The organism is Streptomyces sp. NPDC005775 (assembly GCF_042871565.1).
GTDB lineage: Bacteria > Actinomycetota > Actinomycetes > Streptomycetales > Streptomycetaceae > Streptomyces.
The window spans coordinates 250,787-275,929 of sequence record NZ_JBIAIU010000010.1; the positions used below are offsets into that span (position 1 = coordinate 250,787).

The 25,143-nt window shown below is 71.9% G+C and carries 19 protein-coding genes and 1 riboswitch; of the genes, 7 read left to right on the plus strand and 12 right to left on the minus strand.

The window, feature by feature from the left end:
- Nucleotides 1-31 precede the first annotated feature (31 nt).
- Complete coding sequence (locus tag ACFYPA_RS23770) at nucleotides 32-1,678, plus strand: M23 family metallopeptidase (protein WP_359078474.1); 1,647 nt, start codon at nucleotides 32-34, stop codon at nucleotides 1,676-1,678.
- Between the two features lie 52 nt (nucleotides 1,679-1,730).
- On the opposite strand, the gene pcrA is transcribed toward ACFYPA_RS23770, so the two are convergent.
- Nucleotides 1,731-4,169, minus strand: coding sequence for a DNA helicase PcrA (gene pcrA, locus ACFYPA_RS23775; RefSeq protein ID WP_389134043.1), 2,439 nt, complete (start codon nucleotides 4,167-4,169; stop codon nucleotides 1,731-1,733).
- A gap of 259 nt (nucleotides 4,170-4,428) precedes the next feature.
- Nucleotides 4,429-4,594: riboswitch (cyclic di-AMP (ydaO/yuaA leader) on the plus strand.
- Between pcrA and ACFYPA_RS23780 the strand changes: the two genes are divergently transcribed.
- Nucleotides 4,593-5,774 (plus strand): NlpC/P60 family protein, encoded by a 1,182-nt coding sequence (locus ACFYPA_RS23780; RefSeq protein WP_389134046.1) that lies wholly within the window; start codon nucleotides 4,593-4,595, stop codon nucleotides 5,772-5,774. It overlaps the preceding riboswitch by 2 nt.
- A gap of 74 nt (nucleotides 5,775-5,848) precedes the next feature.
- Here ACFYPA_RS23780 and ACFYPA_RS23785 read toward each other — a convergent pair whose 3' ends face one another.
- On the minus strand, nucleotides 5,849-6,202 hold the full coding sequence (locus tag ACFYPA_RS23785) for a hypothetical protein (protein ID WP_389134049.1): 354 nt from the start codon (nucleotides 6,200-6,202) through the stop codon (nucleotides 5,849-5,851).
- Between the two features lie 355 nt (nucleotides 6,203-6,557).
- Here ACFYPA_RS23785 and ACFYPA_RS23790 point away from each other — a divergent pair, with 355 nt between their 5' ends.
- Entirely contained in the window at nucleotides 6,558-7,604 is a 1,047-nt protein-coding gene (locus ACFYPA_RS23790; protein WP_389134051.1) for an NlpC/P60 family protein, read from the plus strand.
- 43 nt (nucleotides 7,605-7,647) lie between these two features.
- Nucleotides 7,648-8,421: a GNAT family N-acetyltransferase gene (locus ACFYPA_RS23795; protein ID WP_359078466.1), complete on the plus strand. Its 774-nt coding sequence runs from the start codon at nucleotides 7,648-7,650 to the stop codon at nucleotides 8,419-8,421.
- Between the two features lies 1 nt (nucleotide 8,422).
- Here the strand turns inward: ACFYPA_RS23795 and ACFYPA_RS23800 are convergent, their stop codons facing one another.
- Both ACFYPA_RS23800 and ACFYPA_RS23805 read right to left on the minus strand, forming a co-directional pair.
- The gene (locus ACFYPA_RS23800; RefSeq protein WP_359078464.1) at nucleotides 8,423-9,127 is read right to left on the minus strand and encodes a response regulator transcription factor; all 705 of its coding nucleotides are present in this window, start codon (nucleotides 9,125-9,127) and stop codon (nucleotides 8,423-8,425) included.
- The gene (locus tag ACFYPA_RS23805; RefSeq protein ID WP_359313682.1) at nucleotides 9,111-10,409 is read right to left on the minus strand and encodes a PspC domain-containing protein; all 1,299 of its coding nucleotides are present in this window, start codon (nucleotides 10,407-10,409) and stop codon (nucleotides 9,111-9,113) included. Before ACFYPA_RS23805 ends, ACFYPA_RS23800 begins: the two co-directional genes overlap by 17 nt.
- A gap of 173 nt (nucleotides 10,410-10,582) precedes the next feature.
- Here ACFYPA_RS23805 and ACFYPA_RS23810 point away from each other — a divergent pair, with 173 nt between their 5' ends.
- Nucleotides 10,583-11,890, plus strand: a complete 1,308-nt coding sequence (locus ACFYPA_RS23810) for a PspC domain-containing protein (RefSeq protein WP_389134056.1) — start codon at nucleotides 10,583-10,585, stop codon at nucleotides 11,888-11,890.
- On the plus strand, nucleotides 11,877-12,140 hold the full coding sequence (locus ACFYPA_RS23815; protein WP_359078458.1) for a hypothetical protein: 264 nt from the start codon (nucleotides 11,877-11,879) through the stop codon (nucleotides 12,138-12,140). Before ACFYPA_RS23810 ends, ACFYPA_RS23815 begins: the two co-directional genes overlap by 14 nt.
- On the opposite strand, the gene ACFYPA_RS23820 is transcribed toward ACFYPA_RS23815, so the two are convergent.
- The 4 genes from ACFYPA_RS23820 to guaA all read right to left on the minus strand — a co-directional run bounded on the left by ACFYPA_RS23820 (nucleotide 12,047) and on the right by guaA (nucleotide 16,619).
- Nucleotides 12,047-12,556: a DoxX family protein gene (locus tag ACFYPA_RS23820; RefSeq protein WP_359078456.1), complete on the minus strand. Its 510-nt coding sequence runs from the start codon at nucleotides 12,554-12,556 to the stop codon at nucleotides 12,047-12,049. The two genes, ACFYPA_RS23815 and ACFYPA_RS23820, sit on opposite strands and share 94 nt — an antisense overlap.
- 152 nt (nucleotides 12,557-12,708) lie before the next feature.
- Nucleotides 12,709-13,974, minus strand: coding sequence for a hypothetical protein (locus ACFYPA_RS23825; RefSeq protein ID WP_389134060.1), 1,266 nt, complete (start codon nucleotides 13,972-13,974; stop codon nucleotides 12,709-12,711).
- A gap of 126 nt (nucleotides 13,975-14,100) precedes the next feature.
- Complete coding sequence (locus ACFYPA_RS23830) at nucleotides 14,101-14,871, minus strand: class II aldolase/adducin family protein (RefSeq protein WP_359313684.1); 771 nt, start codon at nucleotides 14,869-14,871, stop codon at nucleotides 14,101-14,103.
- A 161-nt stretch (nucleotides 14,872-15,032) separates the two neighbouring features.
- Nucleotides 15,033-16,619 (minus strand): glutamine-hydrolyzing GMP synthase, encoded by a 1,587-nt coding sequence (gene guaA / locus ACFYPA_RS23835; protein ID WP_359078450.1) that lies wholly within the window; start codon nucleotides 16,617-16,619, stop codon nucleotides 15,033-15,035.
- A 337-nt stretch (nucleotides 16,620-16,956) separates the two neighbouring features.
- Between guaA and ACFYPA_RS23840 the strand changes: the two genes are divergently transcribed.
- Nucleotides 16,957-17,265, plus strand: coding sequence for a chorismate mutase (locus ACFYPA_RS23840; RefSeq protein ID WP_359078447.1), 309 nt, complete (start codon nucleotides 16,957-16,959; stop codon nucleotides 17,263-17,265).
- Nucleotides 17,266-17,600: 335 nt separating this feature from the next.
- Here ACFYPA_RS23840 and ACFYPA_RS23845 read toward each other — a convergent pair whose 3' ends face one another.
- From ACFYPA_RS23845 to ACFYPA_RS23860, 4 genes are all read right to left on the minus strand, one after another.
- Entirely contained in the window at nucleotides 17,601-19,352 is a 1,752-nt protein-coding gene (locus ACFYPA_RS23845; protein ID WP_389134064.1) for a peptidase, read from the minus strand.
- A gap of 312 nt (nucleotides 19,353-19,664) precedes the next feature.
- Nucleotides 19,665-21,491 carry a GMC oxidoreductase gene (locus ACFYPA_RS23850; RefSeq protein WP_389134067.1) on the minus strand — a complete coding sequence of 609 codons (1,827 nt, stop codon included), beginning with the start codon at nucleotides 21,489-21,491 and terminating at the stop codon, nucleotides 19,665-19,667.
- 48 nt (nucleotides 21,492-21,539) lie between these two features.
- Nucleotides 21,540-23,156 (minus strand): succinic semialdehyde dehydrogenase, encoded by a 1,617-nt coding sequence (locus tag ACFYPA_RS23855; protein WP_359078442.1) that lies wholly within the window; start codon nucleotides 23,154-23,156, stop codon nucleotides 21,540-21,542.
- Between the two features lie 186 nt (nucleotides 23,157-23,342).
- A complete protein-coding gene (locus ACFYPA_RS23860) occupies nucleotides 23,343-25,034 on the minus strand; it encodes a serine/threonine-protein kinase (protein WP_389134069.1) in 1,692 nt (563 codons plus the stop codon).
- Nucleotides 25,035-25,143: the final 109 nt, after the last annotated feature.

The window sequence follows — 25,143 nt, forward strand, 5'->3', positions numbered from 1 at the left end:
TGGTCCTGCTGCCGAGGCGAGAGAGAAGTTGGTGAACGACCAGCACCCCCACGCCGGGTACGCCGGACACGACGGCCACCCCACGGGCGGCTTCGACAGCGACCCGCTCTTCGGTTCCCTCCCCGGCAGCTACGAAACCTCGTACGACACCACGACGGGTTACGCCGCCCCGTACGACAGCGGCCAGGCCGGTCACAGCGGGACGTACGACACCTCCTCGTGGGACACGGGCGCGCACCACACGGCCGGGTACGGCCACACCGCCGACTACACGGCCCCCACCGCGCAGCCCCAGCAGCACCCGTACGACACCGGGCAGCAGTACGACACCGGCGCGACCTGGATCCCGACGGACGGGGGCTACGGCCACATCCCGGCCCAGCACGGCGCCCCGGACTCCTCGGGCCAGTGGGACACCACCACCTGGCAGCAGAGCGGCCAGTGGGCCGGCACCGGCACGACGGGTTACGACACCGGTGCGTACGACGCCGGCACGTACGACACGGGCGCCTACGACGCCACCGCCTGGAACACCGGCACGGGCACCGGCGCCACGCCCGAGCACGAACAGCAAACCGCGCAAACCTCGCACATGGCGACGTTGCCGAACGCAGCCGAACAAACTGCCCAGTACGCGTACGGAATCACCGAGGCTTACGAGCAACATCAGGCCTCCTACGACGCGTACGAGCCGTACGACCCGTACGAGCACCACCGGACCTCCGAGTTCGGCCTCCCGGAGACGGACCTCGGCGCGGAAACCCCCGAGGACACCCACGGCAGCCAGGACACCCAGGGCACGGCGAGCACCGAGTTCGAGTCCGAGCCCTCGACCCCGTCCGACGGCCACGACGCCGCCGCCGGCCCGGACCCCGCTCCGGCCGGGAGCCACCGCCCCGCAAGCCGCCCCGTCACCCGCAGCGGTGGCGGGAACCGCAGCCGCAGGCGTTCCCCCGCGAAGCGTTCCGCCCTTCTCACCGTCGCCGTTCCCTCCGCCTGTGTGATGAGCGTGGCGGGCATCGCCGCGGCATCCGTGGGCGGAATGGGTGGCGGCGAGGAGAAGAAGGACGAGACGACGTCGATGGCGGCCGCCGACCCCGGCACGGTCAAGCCCGTCGCGGCCAACAACAAGCTGGACACCCAGCTGGCCAACCTCAGCGCCGACGCCGAGAACTTCGCCGATCGCGCCAGCCGTACCCAGGAGCGCATCGACCTGAAGGCGCGGCAGGCCGCCGAGAAGAAGAGGCGCGCGGACGAGGCCGCCCGCAAGGAGGCCCTGCGCCCCAAGTTCGTCATGCCGGTCAAGGACCACCGGCTCAGCGCGTACTTCGGTCAGGCGGGCGTCAACTGGATGTCCGTGCACACGGGCATCGACTTCCCCGTCGACTACGGCACCCCGGTGATGGCGGCGACCGACGGCACCGTCCGTACGCAGTTCAACACCGCCTACGGGAACATGGCCATCGTCACCGCGGCCGACGGCACCGAGACCTGGTACTGCCACCTCAGCAGCACCCGGATCCGCTCGGGCTCGGTCAAGGCCGGTGACGTCATCGCGCACTCCGGCGACTCCGGCAACTCGACCGGCCCCCACCTGCACTTCGAGGTGCGGCCCGGTGGCGGCGCGGCCATCGACCCGCTGCCCTGGCTCCGCAGCCACAACGTCAACCCGAACTGACCGCTGCCCGGGTGGGCCGGCCGTGGCCGCCCACCCCAGGGCCGGCCCGGCGCTACAGCTTCTCGACCGGCGCGTACCGCAGCAGCAGCTTCTTCGGGCGCTCGTCGCCGAAGTCGACCGTGGCCTTCGCCTGGTCGCCGAGGCCCTCGACCGCCGTCACCGTGCCCAGACCGAACTGGTCGTGGGTGACCCGGTCGCCGGCCACCAGCGTGATCGTCGGCTTGTCCGAGGTCCGCCGGGTCGCGAATCCCGAGGGGCCCGAGCGTGAGCGGGAGGCGGAGAGCGACGAGGTGATGCCGGACGTCGGTCCCGCCGGTGCCGCCATCGGGCCCTTGCGCTTCCACTCCAGGTGCTGGTCCGGGATCTCCTCGAGGAACCGCGACGGCGGGTTGTACGAGGGCTGTCCCCAGGCACTGCGCATCGCCGCCCGGGTGAGGTAGAGCCGCTCGCGGGCGCGGGTGATGCCGACGTAGGCGAGCCGCCGCTCCTCCTCCAGCTCCTTGGTCTGTCCGAGCGCCCGCATGTGCGGGAAGACGCCGTCCTCCATGCCGGTCAGGAAGACCACCGGGAATTCGAGGCCCTTGGCGGTGTGCAGCGTCATCAGCGTGACGACACCGGAGCCGTCCTCGTCCTCGTCGGGGATCTGGTCGGCGTCGGCGACGAGCGCGACCTTCTCCAGGAACTCGGCGAGCGTGCCCGCCCCCTCGTCCTCCGCCCGCTCCTGCTCGAATTCGAGGGCGACGGAGGCGAGTTCCTGAAGGTTCTCGATCCGGGTCTCGTCCTGCGGGTCGGTGGACGCCTGGAGCTCGGCGAGATAGCCGGTCCGCTCCATGACGGCCTCCACCACGACCGCCGGTCCCGCGCCGGACTCCACTACCGTGCGGAGTTCCTCCATCAGCGTGTTGAACCGCTTCACCGCGTTCGACGAGCGGGCCGCCATGCCGTACGCCTCGTCGACACGGCGCAGTGCCTGCGGGAAGGAGATCTTCTCGCGCATCGACAGGGCGTCGATCATCGCCTCGGCGCGGTCGCCGATGCCGCGCTTGGGCACGTTCAGGATGCGCCGCAGCGGGACAGTGTCCTCGGGGTTCGACAGGACACGGAGGTAGGCCAGGACGTCCCTGACCTCCTTGCGCTCGTAGAAGCGCACGCCGCCGACCACCTTGTAGGGCAGGCCCACGCGGATGAAGATCTCCTCGAAGACGCGGGACTGCGCGTTCGTCCGGTAGAAGATCGCCACGTCGCCGGCCTTGGCGTCGCCCGCGTCGGTCAGCCGGTCGATCTCGTCGGCGACGAACTGCGCCTCGTCGTGCTCGGTGTCCGCGACGTAACCGGTGATGCGGGTACCGGCGCCGGCGTTGGTCCAGAGGTTCTTCGGGCGGCGGCTCTCGTTGCGCTCGATGACCGCGTTGGCCGCGGACAGGATCGTCTGCGTGGAGCGGTAGTTCTGCTCCAGCATGATCGTGGTCGCGTTCGGGTAGTCCTCCTCGAACTGGAGGATGTTGCGAATGGTCGCGCCGCGGAAGGCGTAGATCGACTGGTCCGCGTCACCCACGACGCACAGCTCTGCGGGGGTGTCCTCGGGGCCGGCCGGGCCGACCAGTTCCCGTACGAGCGTGTACTGGGCGTGGTTGGTGTCCTGGTACTCGTCGACGAGGACGTGGCGGAAGCGGCGGCGGTAGTGCTCGGCGACGTCGGGGAACGCCTGGAGCAGGTGCACCGTCGTCATGATGATGTCGTCGAAGTCCAGCGCGTTGGCCTCGCGCAGCCGGGACTGGTACAGCGCGTAGGCCTGGGCGAGCGTCTTCTCGAAACCGTCCGTGGCCTGTCCGGCGAAGGTCTCCTCGTCGATCAGCTCGTTCTTCAGGTTCGACACCTTCGCCGTGAACGACTTCGGCGGGAAGCGCTTCGGGTCGAGGTCGAGATCGCGGCAGACCAGGGCCATGAGGCGCTTGGAGTCGGCGGCGTCGTAGATCGAGAACGAGGAGGTGAAGCCGAGCCGCTTCGACTCGCGGCGCAGGATGCGTACGCACGCGCTGTGGAAGGTCATGACCCACATGGCGTTGGCCCGCGGTCCGACGAGCTGCTCGACGCGCTCCTTCATCTCGCCGGCGGCCTTGTTGGTGAAGGTGATCGCCAGGATCTGGCCCGGGTGCACCCCGCGCTCGGCCAGCAGGTGGGCGATGCGGTGGGTCAGCACGCGGGTCTTGCCCGAACCGGCACCGGCGACGATGAGCAGCGGGGACCCGGCGTGCACGACGGCTGCGCGCTGCTCGGTGTTCAGCCCGTCGAGCAGCGCGGCCGCGTCGATGACGGGGCGGTGGGCCCCGTCGCGGTAGTACGCCTCGCGGGGCGGCGGGGGCCCCTCGAAAACGCCCGCGAAGAGGCCCTCCGGCACCGCTTCGGGTGCGGAGTCCTCGGGGGGCGGCGGGGGCCCTTCCTCCGTGTGCTGGAGGCCGGCCAGGAAACTGTCGTCAAAGAGGCTGCTCATCGCTGTCCGAGTCTAGGCGGCCGCACTGACACTCCGGGGCCGAGTGACGAAGCACGCACCCCCGGGCAGGCACGCAGAGCGAGCGCCGGACCGCACTGCGTGCAGCGACCCGGGGCCCCACCTGCCCCGCAGGGCCTCAATCCGCCGAGGTAACGAAAATGTATCGGGCATATCGAACATCAACCTTCACAGCGGCACCATGAGTTGGCTAGCGTGCTCGTTCGGGCGGCCCGTAACCCCAGAGGCGATCCACGCCGAGCGGGCGTCCACGCCGAATCCGGGCTCCCCGTACGGGAGCCGGGAACCGGAGACCCACACGCATCACCGGGGTGAATCGGTCCGTATCCCCCACCAGGACCGTAGGGCAGCCTTCCGTTCCGCCCGAACCCGACAGCTAACCCGGTAGGCGGTCCACGGAAGGAGATGCCGGCCTTGGCGTCGCATCGCAAACCGCGCACCCTGGTGCGCAGCACCGGCCCCGCCGTCGGGCTCACGACGGCCGCGCTGGCGTCGGTGACCCTGCTGTCCACGCAGAGCGCACTGGCCGCCCCGGCACCCAGGCCCAGCATCGAGGACGTGCAGAAGAAGGTCGACGACCTCTACCGGCAGGCGGGCACCGCGACCCAGCAGTACAACCAGGCGAAGGAGGCGACGGCCAAGCAGCGCTCCACGGTGGACACGCTGCTGGACGACGTCGCCCGACGCACCGAGAAGCTGAACGAGGCGCGCAGGACGCTCGGCACGTACGCGGCCGCCCAGTACCGCGGCGGCGCCCTCGCCCCGACCGCCACCTTCTTCCTGGCCGACGACCCGCAGTCGTTCTTCGACCAGACGCACCTCATGGACCGGATGACCGAGCGCCAGACGCGGGCCGTCTCGGACTTCCGTACGCAGCAGGCGAAGGCGTCCGAGCAGCGGGCCGAGGCCGTCGTGAGCCTGGAGACGCTCACCGAGTCGCAGGCGACGCTGCGCACCAGCAAGCAGAACGTCCAGACGAAGCTGTCCGAGGCCCGCGGCCTGCTGTCGAAGCTGACCGCCGAGGAGAAGGCGCGCCTGGCCGATCTGGAGCGCAAGAAGGAGGCGGAGGCCAAGCGCAAGGCGGCGGAGCTGGCGAAGAAGCAGGCCGCCGCGAAGGCCGAGGCGGACCGCGAGGCCGAGGAGGCCGCCAAGGAGTCCGGCAGCGGTACGGGGACGGGCACCGGGAGCGGGACCGGCAGCGGTACGGGGACCGGCTCGGGTACGGACGCCTCCGCCTCGACCAAGGCCGAGAAGGTCATGGCGTTCGCCAGGGCGCAGGTCGGCAAGCCGTACGTCTGGGGGGCGACCGGCCCGTCCTCGTACGACTGCTCGGGACTCACCCAGGCTGCCTGGAAGGCGGCCGGCGTCGACATTCCGCGGACCACCTGGGACCAGGTGAACGTCGGCACCCGGATCGCCACGGCGGATCTGCAGCCCGGGGACCTGGTCTTCTTCTACGACGACATCAGCCACGTCGGCATCTACAAGGGCGACGGCATGATGATCCACGCACCGAAGCCGGGGGCGAACGTGCGCGAGGAGTCGATCTACTACATGCCGATCTACGGGAGTGTGCGACCGGGCTGAGGCCTCTCGGCCCACGTCCTGGAAACGCCGCTGCCCGGGCCCTCGCGGGTCCGGGCAGCGGCGTCGGCGACGGCTCAGGTCCAGAGCGTGGCGATGAAGATGTTGACGATCGTCAGTCCGCCGACGGCGGCGAAGAGGCCCTTGTCGACCTTCTCCTCGTCGCGCTTGACGTAGACGAGCCCGAGGATCACGACCAGGATCAGCAGCTTGATGCCGATCTTGACGTTGTTCACGGGGTGGTCGTCGGCCTGGTCGAGTCCGACGAGCGCGATTCCGGTGACCAGCATGGTCAGCGCGCCGTGCAGCATGGCCGGGACGAAGCGTGCCGTGCCCGCCCTCATCGCCTTCATCTGGGTGAGGAAACCGCCCAGCAGGGAGGCGATGCCGATGATGTGCAGGGCGACGAAGACATCGATGAGTACACGCATGGCTCCGCAGCCTAGCCGCGGCCATATCAGCACTCCGCACCCAGGTGGGCCTTAGCAACCACTTGACCGCGAGATGCACCAATTGCCTGACTCTGATGCAATTTTTCCGATCGCCCCGCAGCAACGCAACGCCAAATTCGCGCAATAAGCGTCATTACAACTCTTCCCCGTGTCCCGGGTTTAGCGTCCCTGGCAGGTGACCGGCACAGCGCCGATCCGTACCCGGGCGGCGTTCCCGGTCACCCCGCCGAGGATCCGGCGGTGGGCCGTCCCCCCTGTTGACGGCCCGCCGCCGGGCCGGGCGGGCCCGTCGGTAGACCCCGGCGGGCCGTCGACAGGAAGGACGCCCGCCCTCGTGGCAGCGCACCGGAAACCCAAGCAGCGCCCGTACACCGGCTCTGCTGCCCGCACCGCGGCGACGCTCGCCCTCGCCGGGGCCGCAACCGCCGCCGCGTTGCCGGGATCCGCGCACGCCGATCCGGCGCCGACCCCCGCCCAGGTGAAAGCCGAGGTGGACCGGCTGTACCGGGAGGCGGAGGTGGCCACCGAGCAGTACAACGGCGCCAAGGTGAAGGCCGCCGCCACCGAGAAGTCCGTGGACGCCCTGCGCGACGAGGCCGCCCGCAGGACCGAGCGGCTCAACACCGCGCGCGAGGCGCTGGGTTCGTACGCCGCCGCGCAGTACCGCTCCGGCGGCCTCGACCCCGCCGTGCAGCTGGCGCTCTCCTCGGACCCCGACCAGTACCTCCGGCGCGCCTCGTACGTGGAGCGGGCCGGCGAGCGGCGCGCCACCGAGGTGCGCACCGTGCGGCGCCAGGTCGCGGACGTGGCCCAGGTCCGCGCCGAGGCCGCCGGCCGGCTGACCGAGCTCGCCACCCGCCGGGCCGCCCTGAAGAAGCACAAGGCCACGGTCCGCACCAAGCTCTCCGAGGCCCGGGAACTGCTGGCCCGCCTCTCCCCCGCCGACCGCGCCGCCTTCGACGCCTCCGAGGGCGGCCGCGACGGCGCACACGCCGACCGCAGTGCCCCGCGCGGCACGGCCCAGGCGCCCAACGCCCGCGCCGCCGAAGCGGTCGCCTTCGCGTACACCGCCCTGGGAAAGCCGTACGTCTGGGGCGCCACCGGCCCCTCCTCGTTCGACTGCTCCGGCCTCACCCAGGCCGCCTACCGCTCCGCGGGTGTCTCGCTCCCCCGGACCACGTACACGCAGATCGAAGCGGGCCGGCGCGTCCCGCGATCCGAACTCGCGCCCGGGGACCTGGTGTTCTTCTACTCGGGCATCAGCCATGTCGGCCTGTACATCGGCAACGGCCAGATGATCCACGCCCCGCGCCCGGGAGCCCCGGTCCGCGTCGCGCCGATCGACCAAATGCCTTTCGCGGGAGCGACCCGGGTGGCATAGGATCCCGGCCTCCGCACCCGAACGGCTTGAAGGACACGCGCACATGCCCTTGGACGTCGACGTCCAGACCCACGCCCGTACGCTCACGCTCCGCTCCCCGGACCACGTCCGGGTGGGGCCCTTCGCGATTCGCCACAACCCGAACTGGTCCCTGAAGTACGCCAACTACGCGATCCCCGACCAGGGCGCCGAGCCGACACCGGCCGAACTCGACGCGCTGGTCGCGGCCTTCCGCGAGCTGGACCGGATGCCGCGCCTGGAGTTCCTGCCCACCTGGGCGCCCGCTGTCGAACCCGCGCTGCTGGCCGCCGGGTTCACGGTGGAGAACCGTGCCCCGCTCCTGGCCTGCGCCCCGGGCGGTCTGCTGCCGCCGAAGCCGGTGGACGGTCTGGTGATGGCCGAGCCCGCCACGGACGCGGAGTTCGACGCCGCGGCCCTCGTCCAGCACCTGGGTTACGGCGGCACGGGCGAACCCGAGGCGGGAACGGTCCAGTGGCTGCGCACCGCCGCGGCGGACGGCGGGGTCGCGGCCCTCGCCACCGTCGACGGCGTCCCGGCGGGCGCGGGCGGCTGTTCCGTCCCGGTCGACGGGCTCAGTGAGCTCGCGGGTCTCGCTGTGGGCGCGGAGTTCCGCCGTCGCGGCATCGGGGCCGCCCTCTCCGTCCACCTGACGGAGACCGCGTTCGCGCGGGGCTGCCGGGTGGTGTGGCTGGAGCCGGGCGACGCCGAGGTAGAGCGGATCTACGCGTCCATCGGCTACCTCCGGGTCGGCGAGAAACTGAACATCTCGCTCGACCCGGAGAGCGAACGCGTCTGACTCAGACCAGCCGGCGGGCCGTCGCCCACCGCGTCAGCTCGTGCCGGTTGGAGAGCTGGAGCTTGCGCAGCACCGCCGAGACGTGCGACTCGACCGTCTTCACCGAGATGAACAGCTGCTTGGCGATCTCCTTGTACGCGTAGCCCCGGGCGATCAGCCGCAGCACCTCGCGCTCGCGCTGGGTCAGCCGGTCGAGGTCCTCGTCGACCGGGGGCGCGTCCGTCGAGGCGAAGGCGTCGAGGACGAAACCGGCCAGCCGGGGCGAGAACACCGCGTCGCCGTCCTGGACGCGGAAGACCGAGTCGACCAGGTCGGCGCCGGTGATGGTCTTGGTGACGTAGCCGCGGGCGCCGCCGCGGATGACGCCGATGACGTCCTCGGCGGCGTCCGAGACGGACAGCGCCAGGAAGCGCACCGGGTTCTCGACCGCGCCCATGAAGGGGGAGCAGCGGCGCAGCACCTCGACGCCGCCGCCGCCCGGGAGGTGGACGTCGAGGAGGACGACCTCGGGGCGGGTCGCCGTGATGACGGTGACCGCCTGGTCGACGTCGGCGGCCTCGCCGACGACCTCGACACCGGTCTCCTCGGTGCGGCCGATCTCGGCCTGTACTCCGGTGCGGAACATCCGGTGGTCGTCGACGAGCACGACTCGTACCCGGCGCTCCGGGCCCTCGTGGCCCCCGGTCGCCTCAGTGGTCCCGTTCATCGCTCGTCCTCTCCATCTCCAGCTCGACTTCCGTGCCCCCGCCGGGCACCGAACGCAGCCGTGCGGTACCGCCGTTGCGCTGCATCCGGCCGATGATTGATTCTCGTACGCCCATTCTGTCCCCCGGTACGGATTCCAGGTCGAATCCCGGGCCCCGGTCGCGTACCGAGACGAAGACCGTGCGGCCCTCGACCTCCGCGTAGACCTGGACGGCGCCGCCCTCGCCACCGTACTTGGCGGCGTTGACCATTGCCTCGCGTGCGGCCTGCATCTGTGCGGTCAGCTTCTCGTCGAGTGGGCAGTCGCCGACGACGACGACCTCCAGCGGGACGCCGTGCTTGTCCTCGACCTCGGCCGCGGCGCGTTTGACGGCTTCGGCGAGGGTGCCGGGCTCGTCGCCCTCGTCCTTGCCGGTGCCTTCGGGGTTGTAGAGCCAGTTGCGCAGTTCGCGTTCCTGGGCGCGGGCCAGTCTGCGGACCTCGCCCGCGTCCTCGGCGTTGCGCTGGATCAGGGTGAGGGTGTGCAGCACCGAGTCGTGGACGTGGGCGGCGACCTCGGCGCGCTCCTGGGCCCTGATGCGCATCAGGCGTTCCTCGGAGAGGTCCTGGGTCATGCGGACCAGCCAGGGTCCGGCCAGCAGGGCGATGCCGGTGAGCACGGCGATGGCGGCGGTCATGACGTTGCCGAGCTGGGCGGCGGAGCCGCGTACGACCATGAAGCCGGCGAGGCCCAGGCCCACCAGGGCGACCCCGGCCAGGCCCCGGGCCAGGTGCAGGACCCGGCGGCGGCTGCCGACCTCCATCCAGCGGGCGCGGCGGGCGTTGTCGGCCTGGCGCCACACCAGGACGGAGCCGGCGCCGATGAGCAGGGTGGGCCAGATGTAGCGGTCGGCCTTGCTGCCCATGTCGACGTTGCCGACGAAGATCAGGGCGCCGAACAGCAGGGCGATGAGGGCGAAGACCTGGCCCTTGTCGGGCTTGCGGAGTCTGCGGCTGCCGTCGGGGGCGGTCTCGAAGAGGGAGCGCGGGCCGTCCACTCCCCCGACGCCGAGCGGGACGATGATCCAGAACACGGCGTACAGGAGCGCGCCGAGACCGTCCGCGAAGAACAGTCCGAGGAAGACGAAGCGCACCCAGGCGACCGGCAGCCCGAGGTGTCCGGCCAGCCCGCGTGCGACGCCGCCGAGCAGCCGTCCGTCGGCGCTGCGGTACAGCTTGCGCTGGGGCGGCTCCTCCGGGTCGGGGGCGAGGGAGCTTGCGGCTCGGGGCGTGGCGGCTGGCATGCCCCGATCGTCACACGTCCGTGCGGGTGGTGGCATCAGGGTCGGCCCCCACATCGACCCTGAGACCGCGCGGCGGACCGCCCGTGCCCCTCAGGGTCGGCCGGGCCAATATCAGGGACCGGCCAGGGTCGGGGCGGGTGCCGGAAGGGACCGGCGCCCGTCACCATGGAGCCATGACCGTTCCCCAGGATGCGCCGCCCGGCGTCGTACCGCCCCCCGGGCCCGTACCGCAGCTGCGCCGCAGCTCGCGGCAGAAGGTGGTGGCCGGGGTGTGCGGCGGGCTCGGCCGGTACTGCAACGTCGATCCGGTGATCTTCCGGATCGTCCTCGGTGTGCTCTCCGTGACCGGCGGCCTCGGGCTGATCTTCTACGGCTTCGCGTGGCTGCTGATCCCGTTGGAGGGCGAGGAGGAGAACGAGGCGCGCCGGCTGCTGTCGGGCCGGGTCGAGGGGTCGTCACTGATCGCGGTGCTGTGCGCGCTGATCGGCTGCGGTCTGTTCCTGTCCATGCTGGGCAACAGCGGCACGCTGGCGTTCTCCGCGATGCTCTCGGTGGCCGTCATCGGCTTCACCGTCTGGACGCAGTACCGCAGGACGGCCGATCCGCAGGAGCGGACGCATCCGGCGGCCGACCGGGCGGTGTCGGACGCGCCGCCCGAGGTGAAGGCGCCGCCGAAGCCGTCCGGCCCGTCCTGGTGGCGCGACCCGATCGTCAAGGACGGGACCACGGGACCGGTCGGCTCGGGCTATCTGTGGGGGCCGCCGGAGGCCGTGGCCGACGGAGCGGCGCGCGGTTCTTCGGCGTACCAGCCCCTGCGGCCGCCGCCGAGGTCGCGGGAGATCCGGCGGCCGTGGTCCATCGGTTTTCCGGTGTTCCTGACCGCGGTGGTGGCAGGTGGCCTCGGCGTATGGCTGAGCTGGACCTCCCAGCCGCTGGGTACGAGTCTGCAGATCGGGCTGGCCGCCGCGCTGGCGGTGTTCGGGCTGGCGATGGTGGTCACCGCCTTCGTCGGACGGACCGGTTTCGGCACCCTGCTGCTGGCGATGATCACGGCGGGCCTGCTGGCGGGCGCCTCCGCGCTGCCCAAGGACATCACCACCCACTGGGTGAACGAGGAGTGGCGCCCGGCGTCCGTCGCCGCGGTACAGCCGCGGTACGCGGTCGGCACCGGGCAGGCGGAGCTGGACCTCACCCGGATCACCGTCCCCGGGGGCGAGACCGTCCGGACCGGGGTGGAGGCCAGGGCCGGGCGGGTCATCGTGCACGTACCGCCGGAGACCACCGTCAAGGTGCGTACGAGGACCGAGCTCGGCGCGTTCGTCGTGATGGACGGGCACAACAGGACCGGTCTGGACGTCCGCGTCTCGCAGGACGCGCGCCGGACGCTGGAGCCGGCCGGGGGCAGCACACCGGGCGGCACGATCGAACTCGATCTGGAAGTCGGCTACGGACAGGTGGAGGTCACACGTGCCGCGACATGAGATCCGGCCGGGACGGGCCGTGGCCGGCCTGGTGATGCTGACCCTGGCGGCCGGGTACGCCACGGACGCGGGCGGCCTCTGGGACGCCCCGCCGCAGTTCTTCGTCGCTCTGTTCGTCGGCGGCCTGTGGGCGGCCGTCCTGGTGACCTGGATCGGTTACCGCATCCGTCGCCGTCGCGTCGCGAGGAAGGTGTCCACGGAGAACGACGTGGCCCCGCCGAGCAGCAGCGGCAGCCAGGCCATGAGGTAGATCAGGTCGTTGCCGAGGTAGTACGGCGAGACCTGCCAGCTGACGGTCAGCCACAGGCTGAGCGAGATCAGCGCCCCTCCGAGTGCCGCGATCCGGGTCCACAGGCCCAGCAGCGTGCCGATGCCGACGGCGAGTTCGCCGAACGCGATGGCGTATCCGAAGCCGGAAGGGCTCTTCAGGGCGAGGTCGACGAGGGCCGGGATCGCGGCGGAGTCGCGGACGGCGGACATCTGCTCGCCGATCGATCCCGGGCCGGTGGCGTGGAAGAAGGCGCTGTCGGTGAGCTTGTCGAGCGCCGCGTAGATGAAGGTGACGCCGAGGAAGATCCGCAGGGGCAGCAGGGCGTGCTCCCGCGCCAGTTCCCCCAGGCCCTTGGCCTCGCCCGGAACGCGCCCGTTCGTGCCGTACCCGTGCATGGTTCTCCCGCCTTCCGCGGCCCGCCGCCGGACCACCCGGTCCGCCAACAGGGCCGTTCGACCCTCGCCGGACCGTTCGATCCGTCACCTGACCATACGTACGCCCCCGGGGCGCGGCTCACCAGGTGTGCGGCCGAGTTGCCGGCAGCCTCTCAGTCCGTCACGTCGATCGCGACGCGGTTCGACTCCGCGCCGGACGCGGTCACCACCTGCACCTCGACCACCCCGGGCTCCACCTCCACCGGTACCGGCACGGTCAGCACGGTGTCGGTCGGGTTCGCGAAACCGCCGGTGACCGGCACCATGGGCACGTGGACATGGACGGGGCCGATGCGCACGACCATGCGGGCCAGCCGGTCCGGGGCCCCGGCGCCGGGCGGCACGAATCCCGCGCCCCGGATCTCGATGTCGTCGCCGGTACGGATCGGCGCGTCCAGGTCGCCGGCCTCGCGGGCCCGGACCACGGACAGCACCACGGGCCGCCCGCCCTCGGTGTACTTCCCGGCGAAGTAGGCCGCCGCCGAGACGGCCACCAGGAGGGCGAGCCCCCACGGCAGGTCGGGCAACTGCTCGGGCCGGCGGGCGAGGCGGACCGCGGCGAACACCACGGCGACGGTGGACACCAGCACGTAACTCACGTCCGTGAACGCGGCGCGCCCCGAGTCGTCGGTCAGCAGGTCGGCGGCGCGCGGCCGGTCCGCCCGCAGCTTCTGCAGCCGCCCGGACAGCACCCGTACGCTCACCACCCGCCGCACGACCACCGCGATGGCGCACACCAGCGCCAGCACGCTCACCACGCCGGCGCCGCGCGCCAGGTCGAGGCCCTCGATCAGCGCGTCGCGCTGCGCGTGGCCGGAGGCGGCCGCCAGTTGGAGGGCGAGGACCAGGACGGCGAAGACGGCGAGCAGCACCCAGGACGCGGCGACCGCGCGGGAGGTGGAGAGGCGGTTGTCCTCACCGATCAGCGGGGCGAGGAGGCCGCCGCGTGCCCGGTGGACGTGCGCGGCCGCGGTGAGCAGCGCCGCGGTGACGACTCCGGCGACCAGGCCCGCGGTACGGGCGTGGGTCCAGCCGGCCCCGATGGCGGTGGCGGCCTCGGCGATCGCCAGCACGGCGACGGCCCCCCAGACGATGACCAGGGTGCGCTGCCACACCCGGTACAGCCAGGCGTCACCGGCTTCCCGGCCCCGGTCGGCGACCGTGCGCGCCGACTGGGTGAGCTCGTCCGAGACCCACTGCCGGGTCGCGGACGCGGACTGGGCGACCCCGGCCGGGAGGCCCTGACCGGCGGCGAGTTCGTCCCGCTTGGCCAGGAAGGCGGCCACCGCGCGCCGGTGCCCCTGGCGTGCTCCGTGCGGGCAGTCGCCGCACGTGCAGCCTCCACCGTGCGTGCTCTGTCTCGCCTCGTCCAACGCCACGGAGAACGCCGCCCTTTCCCGCCCCGGTACAGTCGCCGGCCAACCCAACTCGACTGCGATCGCTGCGAATTGTGCCGTACGGGGCGGGACTTTCCCGCATCGGGGCACACCGGGCGGGCGGGATCGTCAGAACGTTCGAGAGATCCGGGTCCACAGCGGCTGGTAGTTGATCCAGGCGACCAGGTCGCTGCCGAGCTGTTCGCGGGTGGTGACCGCGTCCCGGTGGTCGATCCGCACCGGCTTCCCGGCCGCCCGCGCTGCCAGCTGGACCTGGCAGGACCGCTCCAGTGCGAGGAACCACCAGGCGGCCGCGTCCACCGAGTCGCCCACGGTCAGCAGCCCGTGGTTGCGCAGCACGATGGCCTTGCGGGGTCCGAGCGCGGCCGCGATCCGGCGGCCCTCGTCCTCGTCCACGACGACCCCGGTGTACGCGTCGTAGAGCGCGTGGTCCTCGTAGAAGGCGCAGGACTCCTGGGTGATCGGCTCCACGAGCTCCCCCAGCGCGGCCAGCGCCCTGCCGTGCACGGAGTGGGTGTGTGCGACAGCGACGACGTCCGGGCGGGCCCGGTGCACCTGCGCGTGGACGGCGAACGCGGCCTGGTTGACGTGCCGGCTGCCCTCGACGACCTGGCCCTCGCCGTTGACCAGGATCAGCTCCTCGGGCCGCAGCCCGTCGAAGGGGGCGCCGAAGGGGTTGACCCAGTAGCAGTCGCCGAACTCCGGGTCGCGCGCCGTGATGTGCCCGGAGACGCCGTCCTCGTACCCGTACTCACCGAACAGGCGCAGCGCGCCGGCCAGGCGTTCCTTGCGGTGGACGCGTTCCTCCTCCACGGAGGCGTGCACGGGCGGCATGGCGAAGTGGAGCTGGTCCACGGGTACGGGTGTGGGTTCGGGCATGGCGACTCCTCGGGTGCTCCCGGGCGTACGGGATCAGGCGTACGGGATCGGAAGTTACCGCCGGTCGCCGCAGGTGACCAGAGCCGTAGGCCATCGATTCGGCCCGGGAACGCGGCGATGCCGCCGCCCGTGGGAACGGACGGCGGCATCGGCGTGAGCTCCTACTCCCACTCGATGGTCCCCGGCGGCTTGCTCGTGATGTCGAGCACGACGCGGTTCACATCGGCGACCTCGTTGGTGATGCGGGTGGAGATCTTGGCGAGGGTCTCGTACGGCAGGCGCGACCAGTCCGCCGTCATGGCGTCCTCGGAGGAGACCGGGCGCAGCACGATCGGGTGACCGTAGGTGCGGCCGTCGCCCTGGACACCGACGCTGCGGACGTCAGCGAGCAGGACCACCGGGCACTGCCAGATGTCACGGTCCAGGCCGGCCTTGGTCAGCTCCTCGCGGGCGATGGCGTCGGCGTCGCGCAGCAGGTCGAGCCGCTCCTTGGTGACCTCGCCGACGATCCGGATACCGAGGCCGGGGCCGGGGAAGGGCTGGCGCTGGACGATCTCCTCCGGCAGGCCGAGCTCCTGGCCGACCATCCGGACCTCGTCCTTGAACAGCTGGCGCAGCGGCTCGACGAGCTGGAACTCGATGTCGTCGGGGAGCCCGCCCACGTTGTGGTGCGACTTGATGTTGGCGGTGCCGGTGCCGCCGCCGGACTCGACGACGTCCGGGTAGAGCGTGCCCTGGACGAGGAAGGCGACCTCGGGGCCGTCCTCCTGGAGGATCTCCAGCTGGGCCTGCTCGAAGACGCGGATGAACTCGCGGCCGATGATCTTCCGCTTCTGCTCCGGGTCGGACACACCGGCCAGGGCGTCGAGGAAGCGCTTCTCCGCGTCGACGACCTTCAGCTTCGCGCCGGTCGCGGCCACGAAGTCCTTCTCGACCTGCTCGGTCTCGCCCTTGCGCATCAGACCGTGGTCGACGTAGACGCAGGTCAGCTGCGAGCCGATGGCCTTCTGTACGAGGGCGGCGGCGACCGCCGAGTCCACTCCGCCGGACAGGCCGCAGATGGCACGCTTGGTGCCGACCTGCTCGCGGATGAGGGCGACCTGCTCCTCGACGACGTTGGTCGTCGTCCAGTTCGGCTCGATGCCGGCGCCGCGGTAGAGGAAGTGCTCCAGGACCTGCTGGCCGTGCGTGGAGTGCAGGACCTCCGGGTGGTACTGGACGCCGTAGAGCTTCTTCTCGTCGTTCTCGAAGGCGGCGACCGGGACGACGTCCGTGGACGCGGTGACGGTGAAGCCCTCGGGGGCGGCGGAGCAGGCGTCGCCGTGCGACATCCACACCGGCTGCTCGGCCGGGGTGCCCTCGAAGAGGGTGGAGCCGGTCTTGGAGACGGTGAGCTCGGTACGGCCGTACTCGCGGGCACCGTTGTCGTCGACGGTGCCGCCGAGCGTGGTGGCCATCAGCTGGAAGCCGTAGCACATGCCGAAGACGGGGACCCCGGCCTCGAACAGTGCGCGGTCGAGCGAGGGCGCGCCCTCGGCGTACACCGAGGAGGGTCCGCCGGACAGGATGATCGCCCGCGGGTTCTTGGCCAGCATCTCGGCCACCGGCATCGTGGACGGCACGATCTCGCTGTAGACCCGGGCCTCACGGACGCGTCGGGCGATGAGCTGGGCGTACTGCGCGCCGAAGTCGACAACGAGGACCACGTCGGTGGTGATGTCGGGGGCGGCGGGGGGTGCTGCTGGCACGGGAGCGGCCTTCCGGCGGTGGAGAAGGGGGGTCGGTTCTTCCGATTCTACCGGCGGCCGGGAGCGGGCTTCGTCGCGCCGGGAGGACGCCGGCCGTCTCACCATCCGGGCCCGGCCTCGGGCCGGGCCCGGCGGGGGTTCATACTGTCCGCATGCGTCAGCACACGATCTTCGTCTTTACCTATGGCACCCGGCCCGCCGGCTGCCATGGTCGTGCTGCTTGAGCAACTGACAAGCAACGTTCCAGGCGCCCCGGGCCGACAGGCCCGGGGCGTTCTGGCGTTCCGGGCCCGGTCGGCCCTCGGGAGCCGCACGCATTCCCCGAGGGAGACCCGCCATGAGCACCACCACCCCCACCCCCGCCAGGACCGCCGCCGAGGTGACCGGCGCGCACACCGACGAGGCCGCGTCCCTGATCGCCGACGCCCGGACGCGCATCGACACCCTCGACGACCGGATCATCGGCCTCGTCCAGGAGCGGATGGCCGTCTCCACCGTCATCCAGGAGGCGCGGATCACCTCCGGGGGCCGCCGGGTCAGCCTCTCCCGCGAGATGGAGATCCTCGGCCAGTACCGGGACGCGCTGGGCAGGCCCGGCACCTCCCTCGCGATGACCCTCCTGGAGCTGTGCCGCGGCCGGGTGTGACGCGCCGCAGGTCAGGCGTACCAAGGGCCGGCAGGGCTGTACGGGCGTATCCCAGTTCGGGTGGACTCTCACCCGTACGGCGCGTGACCGGGCCCCACGGGGCTTCGTTGGTCCCGGTGTCCGTGCCAGCCAGGGGCGGCTGTGGAAAGAGAACCACGCGTGGCTCCGCCGGGGCGTGTGGCGTACTGCACGTACGCCGTGGGACCGCGCACCGGCGTGCGTGACCGGTCGGCAGGGGACAGCAGCCCGGTCACTCGATACGGCCGCCTCCTGGGACGCCAGGGGGCGGCCGCATCTCTGTCCGAGGCCCGGCGCACCTGCCGGCGGGGGCGCGGCTACCGGGTCGCTCGTCGTCCGGTCGCCCAGTACAGCAGGCCGCCCGCCAGCAGCAGCGCCGCCGCGGCGCCCGCCGCCGACGCGGCGCCGGTCCCGGTGGCGGCGAGACGCCCGCCGGTGCCGGATTTCTGAGGCGCCGGGCCGCTGCTCCCCGTGGAGCCGGAGCCGGCCGACGTGGAGCCGGTCGAGGCGGAGCCGGTCGAGGCGGAGCCGCCGTCCGCCGTACCGCCACCGCTGCCGCCGTCGCCACTGCCGCCGGCCGAGCCCGATGTGGATCCCGACGCGGCGGCGTCCGGGTCTCCGGTGCCGGGTGCGTTCAGGACGAGGGAGGCGGTGTTGTTGCTCCGGTCCGGGTCGAACGGCAGCAGCGGGTCCCGCGACCGTGTGTTCCGTACCTCGACCACCCCGGAGGCCCCCGTCACGGCCTCGACGATCTTCAGGTCGAAGTGCAGCGCGAGGTCGGCGTCCTCACGGACGGCCATCGACGTGTCGCACACGTAGCGCGGTGCGCCCGCCTGCTCCTCGCGGTACTCCCCGTCGGCCGCCACGCCCCGGCAGCCGGTGGGCCATGCGGTGACCGAGGCGCCCTCGGGGACGGTGAAGTCGACCGTGGCGACGGGTTCGCCCGAGCGCAGGTCGCCGATCCAGGCCGGTCCGTCGTTGCGGAAGCCGATGTCGGCGCCGACCGTGCTGCCCGGCCGGCCGGCCGCCGTGTCCCCGTACGCGGCGAAGTCGGCGGTGTTCGCGGTACGGAAGTCGATCTCCTGCTGGTTGTCCCGGGGGTCGAGGTCGCTGGAGCGGACGGCCGGGGCCTCCTTGAGCGTGAGCACGTTCCCCCTGGCGCCCGGGGCGGACCGCGCTCCGGGCGCCCCCTCGGCGCCGCGTGGCGCCGGCCCGGCCTCGTTGATGCGGTAGACGAGGGTGTCGCGGTAGGCGCGCGGGGTGGCCCGGAGCACCAGGGGTTCGGCCAGCTCGTAGACGGCGCCCGCCTCGTAGCTGCCCTCGACGGAGCAGAGCGCGGTGGTCCACACGGGGACGCCCTGTCCGGCGTCGTCCTCGCTGTACACGCAGTTCTCGTACCGTTCGGTGAACTCGATGCCGCGCGTGTACATGAGCGTGAGCACGACACCGTCGGCGGCGCGGGTGCCGTGGTTGGCGAAGGCGAGCGGGAACGGCTGGGTCCGGCCCGGCCGGAGCTCCTGCTCCAGCGGGGCCCGCTCCATCACCAGGTCGGGGCCGCCGATCCCGACCCGGGTGGTGAACGGGGCGAAGGTCGCGCCGCTCGCGGTGCCGGTGATCCGGATCGTTCCGGAGTCCCCCTCCTCGCTGCCCGCGGCGGCGCTGACGCGGAGCTCGGGCAGCGGGTTCGTCCCGGGCGCGAGGCCCGCGCCGCGGCAGACGCCGGTCGTGCCGGTGATCTCGCACTCCGCGCCGCCCTCCGCGTCGAAGGCGGCGTCGGCGACGCCCGCGATCCCGCCGAGGTCGAAGGTCACGGTGTACGCGCCCTCGAAGCGGCCGTGCGCCTCGTCCCGGGACAGGTTGTCGACGGTGATCGCCACGGAGGCCTGCCGCGGTCCGCCGCTCGCCGGGTACGGGTACAGCGCGGTCTCGGCCGGGCCGCCGAAGCCCATGACCGGACCGGCGGCGCGGGCCGGGGCGCTCAGCGCGAGCGATCCGGCGGCCAGCAGGCCGGCGGCGGCGAGAGTGCCCGCGGCGCGGCGCAGGGCGGCTCTCGGGGTCGTGCTTCTCATCGCGGGACCTTCTGGGGGGGTCGGTGGAAACCGTGCGGCTGCCGTGGCAGCGATACGAGTTCGACCCCGGGACCGTACGAACAGTTGCGCGGGTCCAGGTCACGGATTGAGCACGTCAGGGCGGAGGCGGCGAGGGGAATGTGAGCGGCGTCACATAAGGATTATGTGCGTCCGGGGACAACCATCCGGCGGCCCGGCAGGTCATGCATGCGGAACCACCGGTCACATCCGTAACGCGGCTTCACCGGTAGAGCGTGAGGGGCTGCACTCGGAGGGGGGTGCAGCCCCTTCTGCTGTCTCCCGCCCGAAGGCTCAGGCCGTTGTCTTCGGCGGTACCACCGGCATCCCCAGGAACGGCAGCCTCAGCGCGCCGAACGCCTCCTTCGGGACGGCCGGCGCCTGCGGCTCGACCGCCGCCAGCCGCTCGTACGCCTCGCCCTGCGCCGGGCGGGGGTCACGCTCGCCCTTGTTGGGCCAGAACGACATGGCCCGCTCCGCCTGCGCGGTGATGGTCAGCGACGGGTTGACGCCGAGGTTGGCGGAGACCGCCGAACCGTCGACGACCGAGATGCCCGGGTGGCCGAACAGCCGGTGATACGGGTCGATGACGCCCTCCTCGGCACTCGCGCCGATCGCGCAGCCGCCGAGGAAGTGGGCGGTGAGCGGGGTGCCCACCAGCTCGCCGATGTTGGAGCCCGGGAAACCGTTGATCTCCTCGGCGAGCAGCGACGCGCTCTGCGTCGCCTCGGCGATCTGCGTCGGGTTGGGGGCGCCGTGGCCCTGGCGGGCGGTGAGCAGTCCCTTCCCGATGCCGCGGGGCTTGCGGTACGCGGTCAGGGAGTTGTCCAGTGACTGCATGACGAGCCCGATGATGGTCCGCTCCGACCAGCGCCGGTTGGAGAGCGAACGCAAGGCGAGCGTCGGGTGCTTGGTGATGTTGCCGAGCCAGGCCAGCACCCGGTGGGTGCTGTAGGGGACCTGGAGGATGGTCAGGCCGCCCATCGCGTTCGACCCCTTGCCGTAGCGGACCGGTTCGATGTGGGTGTTCCCGTCGGGGTGGATCGACGAGGTGATGGCGACGCCCTTGGTGAAGTCGGGCTTGGTGCCGTGCTTCTTGCGGTAGCGGCGCTCGGAGGTCTGCGCGCCGACGAGGCCTTCCGAGTTGGTCCGGGTCAGCTCGCCGAGGCGGGCCGATATCCGCGGCAGCAGTCCCCGGTCCTTCATGGTGTGCAGCAGGGTCTGGGTGCCGTACGTGCCGGCCGCGACGACCACCTTCCGTGCGCGCAGCGGGGTGGGCTTCGCCTTCCCGCGCCGGTCGGTCGGCACGGTGGAGACGCGGTAGCCGCCCTCCGGGTGGTCCGTGATCCCGACGACGGACGTCATCGGGTGGATGACGGCTCCGGCCTTCTCGGCGAGGTGGAGGTAGTTCTCGTTGAGGGTGTTCTTCGCGCCGTGCCGGCAGCCGGTCATGCACTCGCCGCACTCGGTGCAGGCCTTGCGGGCCGGGCCCGCGCCGCCGAAGTACGGGTCGGCGACGGTGCCGCCGGGCTTCGCCCTCGCCGTCCCGTCGGCGTCCTTGCCGTCGCCGAAGAAGACGCCGACCGGGGCGAGGTGGAAGGTGTCACCGACGCCCATCGCCTCGGCGGTCGCCTTCAGATGGACGTCGGAGGGGGTCATCGTCGGGTTGAGCCTGACCCCGAGCATCCGGGTGGCCTGGTCGTAGTACGGCTTAAGTTCGTCCTGCCAGTCGGTGATGTGCGCCCACTGACCGTCCTCGAAGAACGGCGCCGGGGGCACGTACAGCGTGTTGGCGTAGTTGAGCGAGCCGCCGCCGACACCCGCACCGGCCAGCACCATCACGCTGCCGAGCAGGTGCACGCGCTGGATGCCGAAGAGGCCGAGGGCGGGGGCCCAGAGGTAGTTCTTCAGGTCCCAGGAGTTCTTGGGCAACGTGCCGGGGGTGAAGCGGCGGCCCGCTTCCAGGACGCCGACCCGGTACCCCTTCTCGGACAGCCGCAGCGCCGACACCGCGCCGCCGAAGCCCGAGCCGACGATCAGCACGTCGTAGTCGTACGCGGCGTCGTCATCGGCCAAGCCGGCCGGTCCGGCCTGATTCTGGGCAGGGCTGTCCTGGGACATGGCTCTCCTCGGTACGAAAAGGACAGGAATGCTGCGGTGGGGCGGGGGTCAGCGCAGGCGGAAGGCCTTCATCGCCTTGAGGCTGCGGCTCATGAACGCCGCGTACTTCGCGTCGTCCATGCCGAAGGACGGGGCGAGCGGGATCAGCCGCTGCTGGGCGACGGTCTGGGCCTCGGTGTACTTGAGGATGCCCTCGGAGCCGTGACGGCGGCCGAGTCCGGAGTCCTTCATGCCGCCCATCGGGGACTGCACGCTGCCGTACGCGGGGGCGTACCCCTCGTTGATGTTGACCGTGCCGGTCCGCAGCCGGGCGGCGACCCGGTGGCCGCGGCGGCCGTCCTTGGTCCAGACGCTCGAGTTGAGGCCGTACGGGGTGGCGTTGGCGAGGGCGATGACCTCGTCCTCGTCACTGAAGCGGTAGACGGAGACGACCGGGCCGAAGGTCTCCTCGGTGCAGACGGCCATCGGCGCCTCGACGCCGTCGAGGATGGTCGGCTCGTAGAACAGCGGGCCGATGTCGGGCCGGGCGACGCCGCCGGCCACCAGCTTGGCGCCCTTCTCGACCGCCTCCGCGACGTGCCGGCTCACGGTCTCCAACTGGCGCTCGCCGACGAGCGAGCCCATGTCGGCGCCGTACGCGAGGGAGGTGCCGAGCCGCATCGCCTTCGTACGGGCGGCGAACCGGGCCACGAAGTCGTCGGCGACGGACTCGTGGACGTACAGCCGCTCGATGGAGATGCAGAGCTGGCCGGCGGAGGAGAAGCAGGCGCGGACGGCGCCTGCGGCGGCCTTCTCCACGTCGGCGTCCTCGAGGACGAGCATGGCGTTCTTGCCGCCGAGTTCCAGCGAGACGCCGACGAGCCGGGCCGCGGCGCCCTGGGCGACCTCGCGGCCGGTGCGGGTGGAGCCGGTGAAGGAGACGTAGTCGGCGTGCTTGACGACCTCGGGGCCGACGACGGGGCCCTCTCCGATGACCACCTGGAAGACCTCGGGCGGCAGTCCGGCCTCGATGAGGAGGTCACGGGCCCACAGCGCGGTCAGCGCGGTCTCCGTGTCGGGCTTCATCACCACGGCGTTGCCGGAGACGAACGCGGGCAGCGCGTCGCCGACGGACAGTTCGAGCGGGTAGTTCCACGGCGCGATCTGGCCGATGACACCGCGCGGCTGGCGCAGCTCGGTCACCTTGGTGAGGGTCGGTACGACACCGGTGTGCCGCTTCGGCTTCAGATAGGCGTGCGCCCTGCGGCCGTAGTGCCGGGCGGCGACGGAGACCGCCAGCACCTCCTCGTGGGCGTGCAGCCGGGCCTTGCCGGTCTCCAGCTGGATGAGGTCGAGGACCTCCGACTGGCGGTCGAGGACGAGGTCGTGGAAGCGCAGCAGCACGGCGGCCCTGGCGCGCACGGACAGCGCGGCCCAGGCGGGCTGGGCGGCACGGGCGCGCTCGAAGGCGGTCGCCACGTCCTCGGGGGTGGACTCGGGCAGGTCGGCCAGCTTCTCGCCGGTGAAGGGTGTGTGGTTGGCCGTACGGCCGGAGCCGACGACACCACGGGTCAGCTGGGCGATCACCTCGGGCGTCACGACGTCGGCGGCCGTGCGCACGCCCGCGGGCGTGGCGGCCACGGGGTTCGAGCCGGTGGGGGCTACAGGGGCCTGCGAGTCCGTCATGAGGGCGAGAGTACGTCGAGCCGGATGCTTTGGGTACCCGTGGGTAACAGCTTTTCACACTCCCCACAACAGCCCTCGGCGGTGAGCGGGCAATCCAGCCAGTGATCACTGGCGGCATAACCGCTGATCAGGGGGTATCTCCCTCGGAGTCACCGGCGCGACAGACCCCGCCGGAGCAGGCCGGGCTCAGTTGGAATCGACCGGCGCGCGCCAGCTGCGCAGCATCGTGTTGAACCGGTCCCGGGTGATGTCCCAGTCGGCCTCCGGTCCCGTCATGTACAGCGCGTACTCGGGGCCGCCCTCCTGCGCGTAGTACATCTGGTCGATGGCGTGCCGTTGCGAGCCGTCCTTCTCGGTCCAGGTGAACTCCCAGATGGATCCGGGGCAGTCCCGGTAGACGTTGGAGTTCATCTCCACGCTCCGGTACTCCGGCAGCCGCTCGCGCAGGCTCGTCTCCAGGTTCTGCATGTGCGTGTACGGGTGCTCGAAGTCGGGCGCCGGGTCCACGCTGACGCGGAGGTAGTGCACACCGCCGTCCGGGGTGTAGTCGATGTTGGTGCCCTCCACCCGGCGCTCCCAGCCGATCGGCATGAGGATGCTGAACCCTGACGGGTCCTCCACCCGCCGCCAGCCGTCCGGTACGCCGTCCTTCACCGGGTCCGACTCGGTCGTGGGAGTCGGAGTGGGCGTGGGAGTGGCTGTCGGGCCGGTGGTGACCGGGCCCGGCGACCGGGTGCCGTGCGAGGCCGTACCGCCGCTGCCGCCGCCCGTGTCCGTGCGGTTCCCGTACATCATCGCGGCGATGCCGGCGCCGCCGCCCACCAGGGCCGCCACCGCGATGACCACGACCGTGGTGCGCCAGCGGCCGCGACCGCGCCGGGTCACCGGTGCGGATCCGGGGACGGGGAGGGGCCCGGGGTAGGGGAACTGGGCCGTGCCGCCGCTCGGCATCCCGCCACCGGAGGTGCCGCCGGGGCCCATCGCGTGCAGGGCCTCCTCAGGAACCCGCTGGGTGGGGACGTACGCCTGGGCCGACCGGGGCGCGCGCCCCTCCATGGCCTCCAGCAGCATCCGCTCCGTCTCCTCGGCCGACGGCCGGTCCTCGGGTTCCTTGCGGAGCAGCGCGGTGATGACGTGGGCCAGCGCGCCGGCCCGTTCGGGCGCGGGCGGTTCTTCGGTGACGACGGCCTGCATCGTGGAGATGGGCGAGGTGCGGCGGAACGGCGAGCGTCCCTCGACCGCGGTGTACAGCGTGGCGCCCAGCGACCACAGGTCGGACGCGGGGCCCGGATCGCCGCCGCGGACCCGCTCGGGTGCCAGGTAGTCGATGGAGCCGACCAGTTCACCGGTCCTGGTGATGGTCGAGTCGCCCTCTATCGCCGCGATGCCGAAGTCGGTGAGCAGCACCCGGCCGTCCCGGGCGAGCAGCACGTTGCCCGGCTTCACGTCGCGGTGCAGCACCCCGGCACCGTGCGCGGCGCGCAGGGCACCCAGCACGTGCAGTCCGATCCTGGCCGCCTCGCGGGGATCGATCTCGCCGGACTCCTTGGCCTGGTCGGCGAGTGACGGGCCGTCGACGTACTGCATGACGATCCAGGGCCGGTTGTCGTACTCGATCACGTCATGGACGGTGACCACACCGGGGTGCGTGATGCGGGCGGCGGCCCGCGCCTCTTTCTGGGTACGCGCGTGCAGCACGACCCGGTCCGCCTCGGCGACGTACAGCCCAGCGGTCAGCTCCTTGACGGCGACGGTGCGGTGCAGCACCTCGTCATGGGCCCGCCAGACCTTGCCCATGCCGCCGCGCCCCAGGACTTCGCCCAGCCGGTACCTCCCGGCCAGCAGCAGTCCCTCTTCCGTGCCCTGCGATCGATCCACGTGTCCCCGCCCCGTTCCTTCGGATGACAGGTTACGGAGGGGAAGTACGGCCACGGAACCTCGCACCGCTCACGAGATCGCACTGTGATGCTTGTCGCTTCGGGACCGC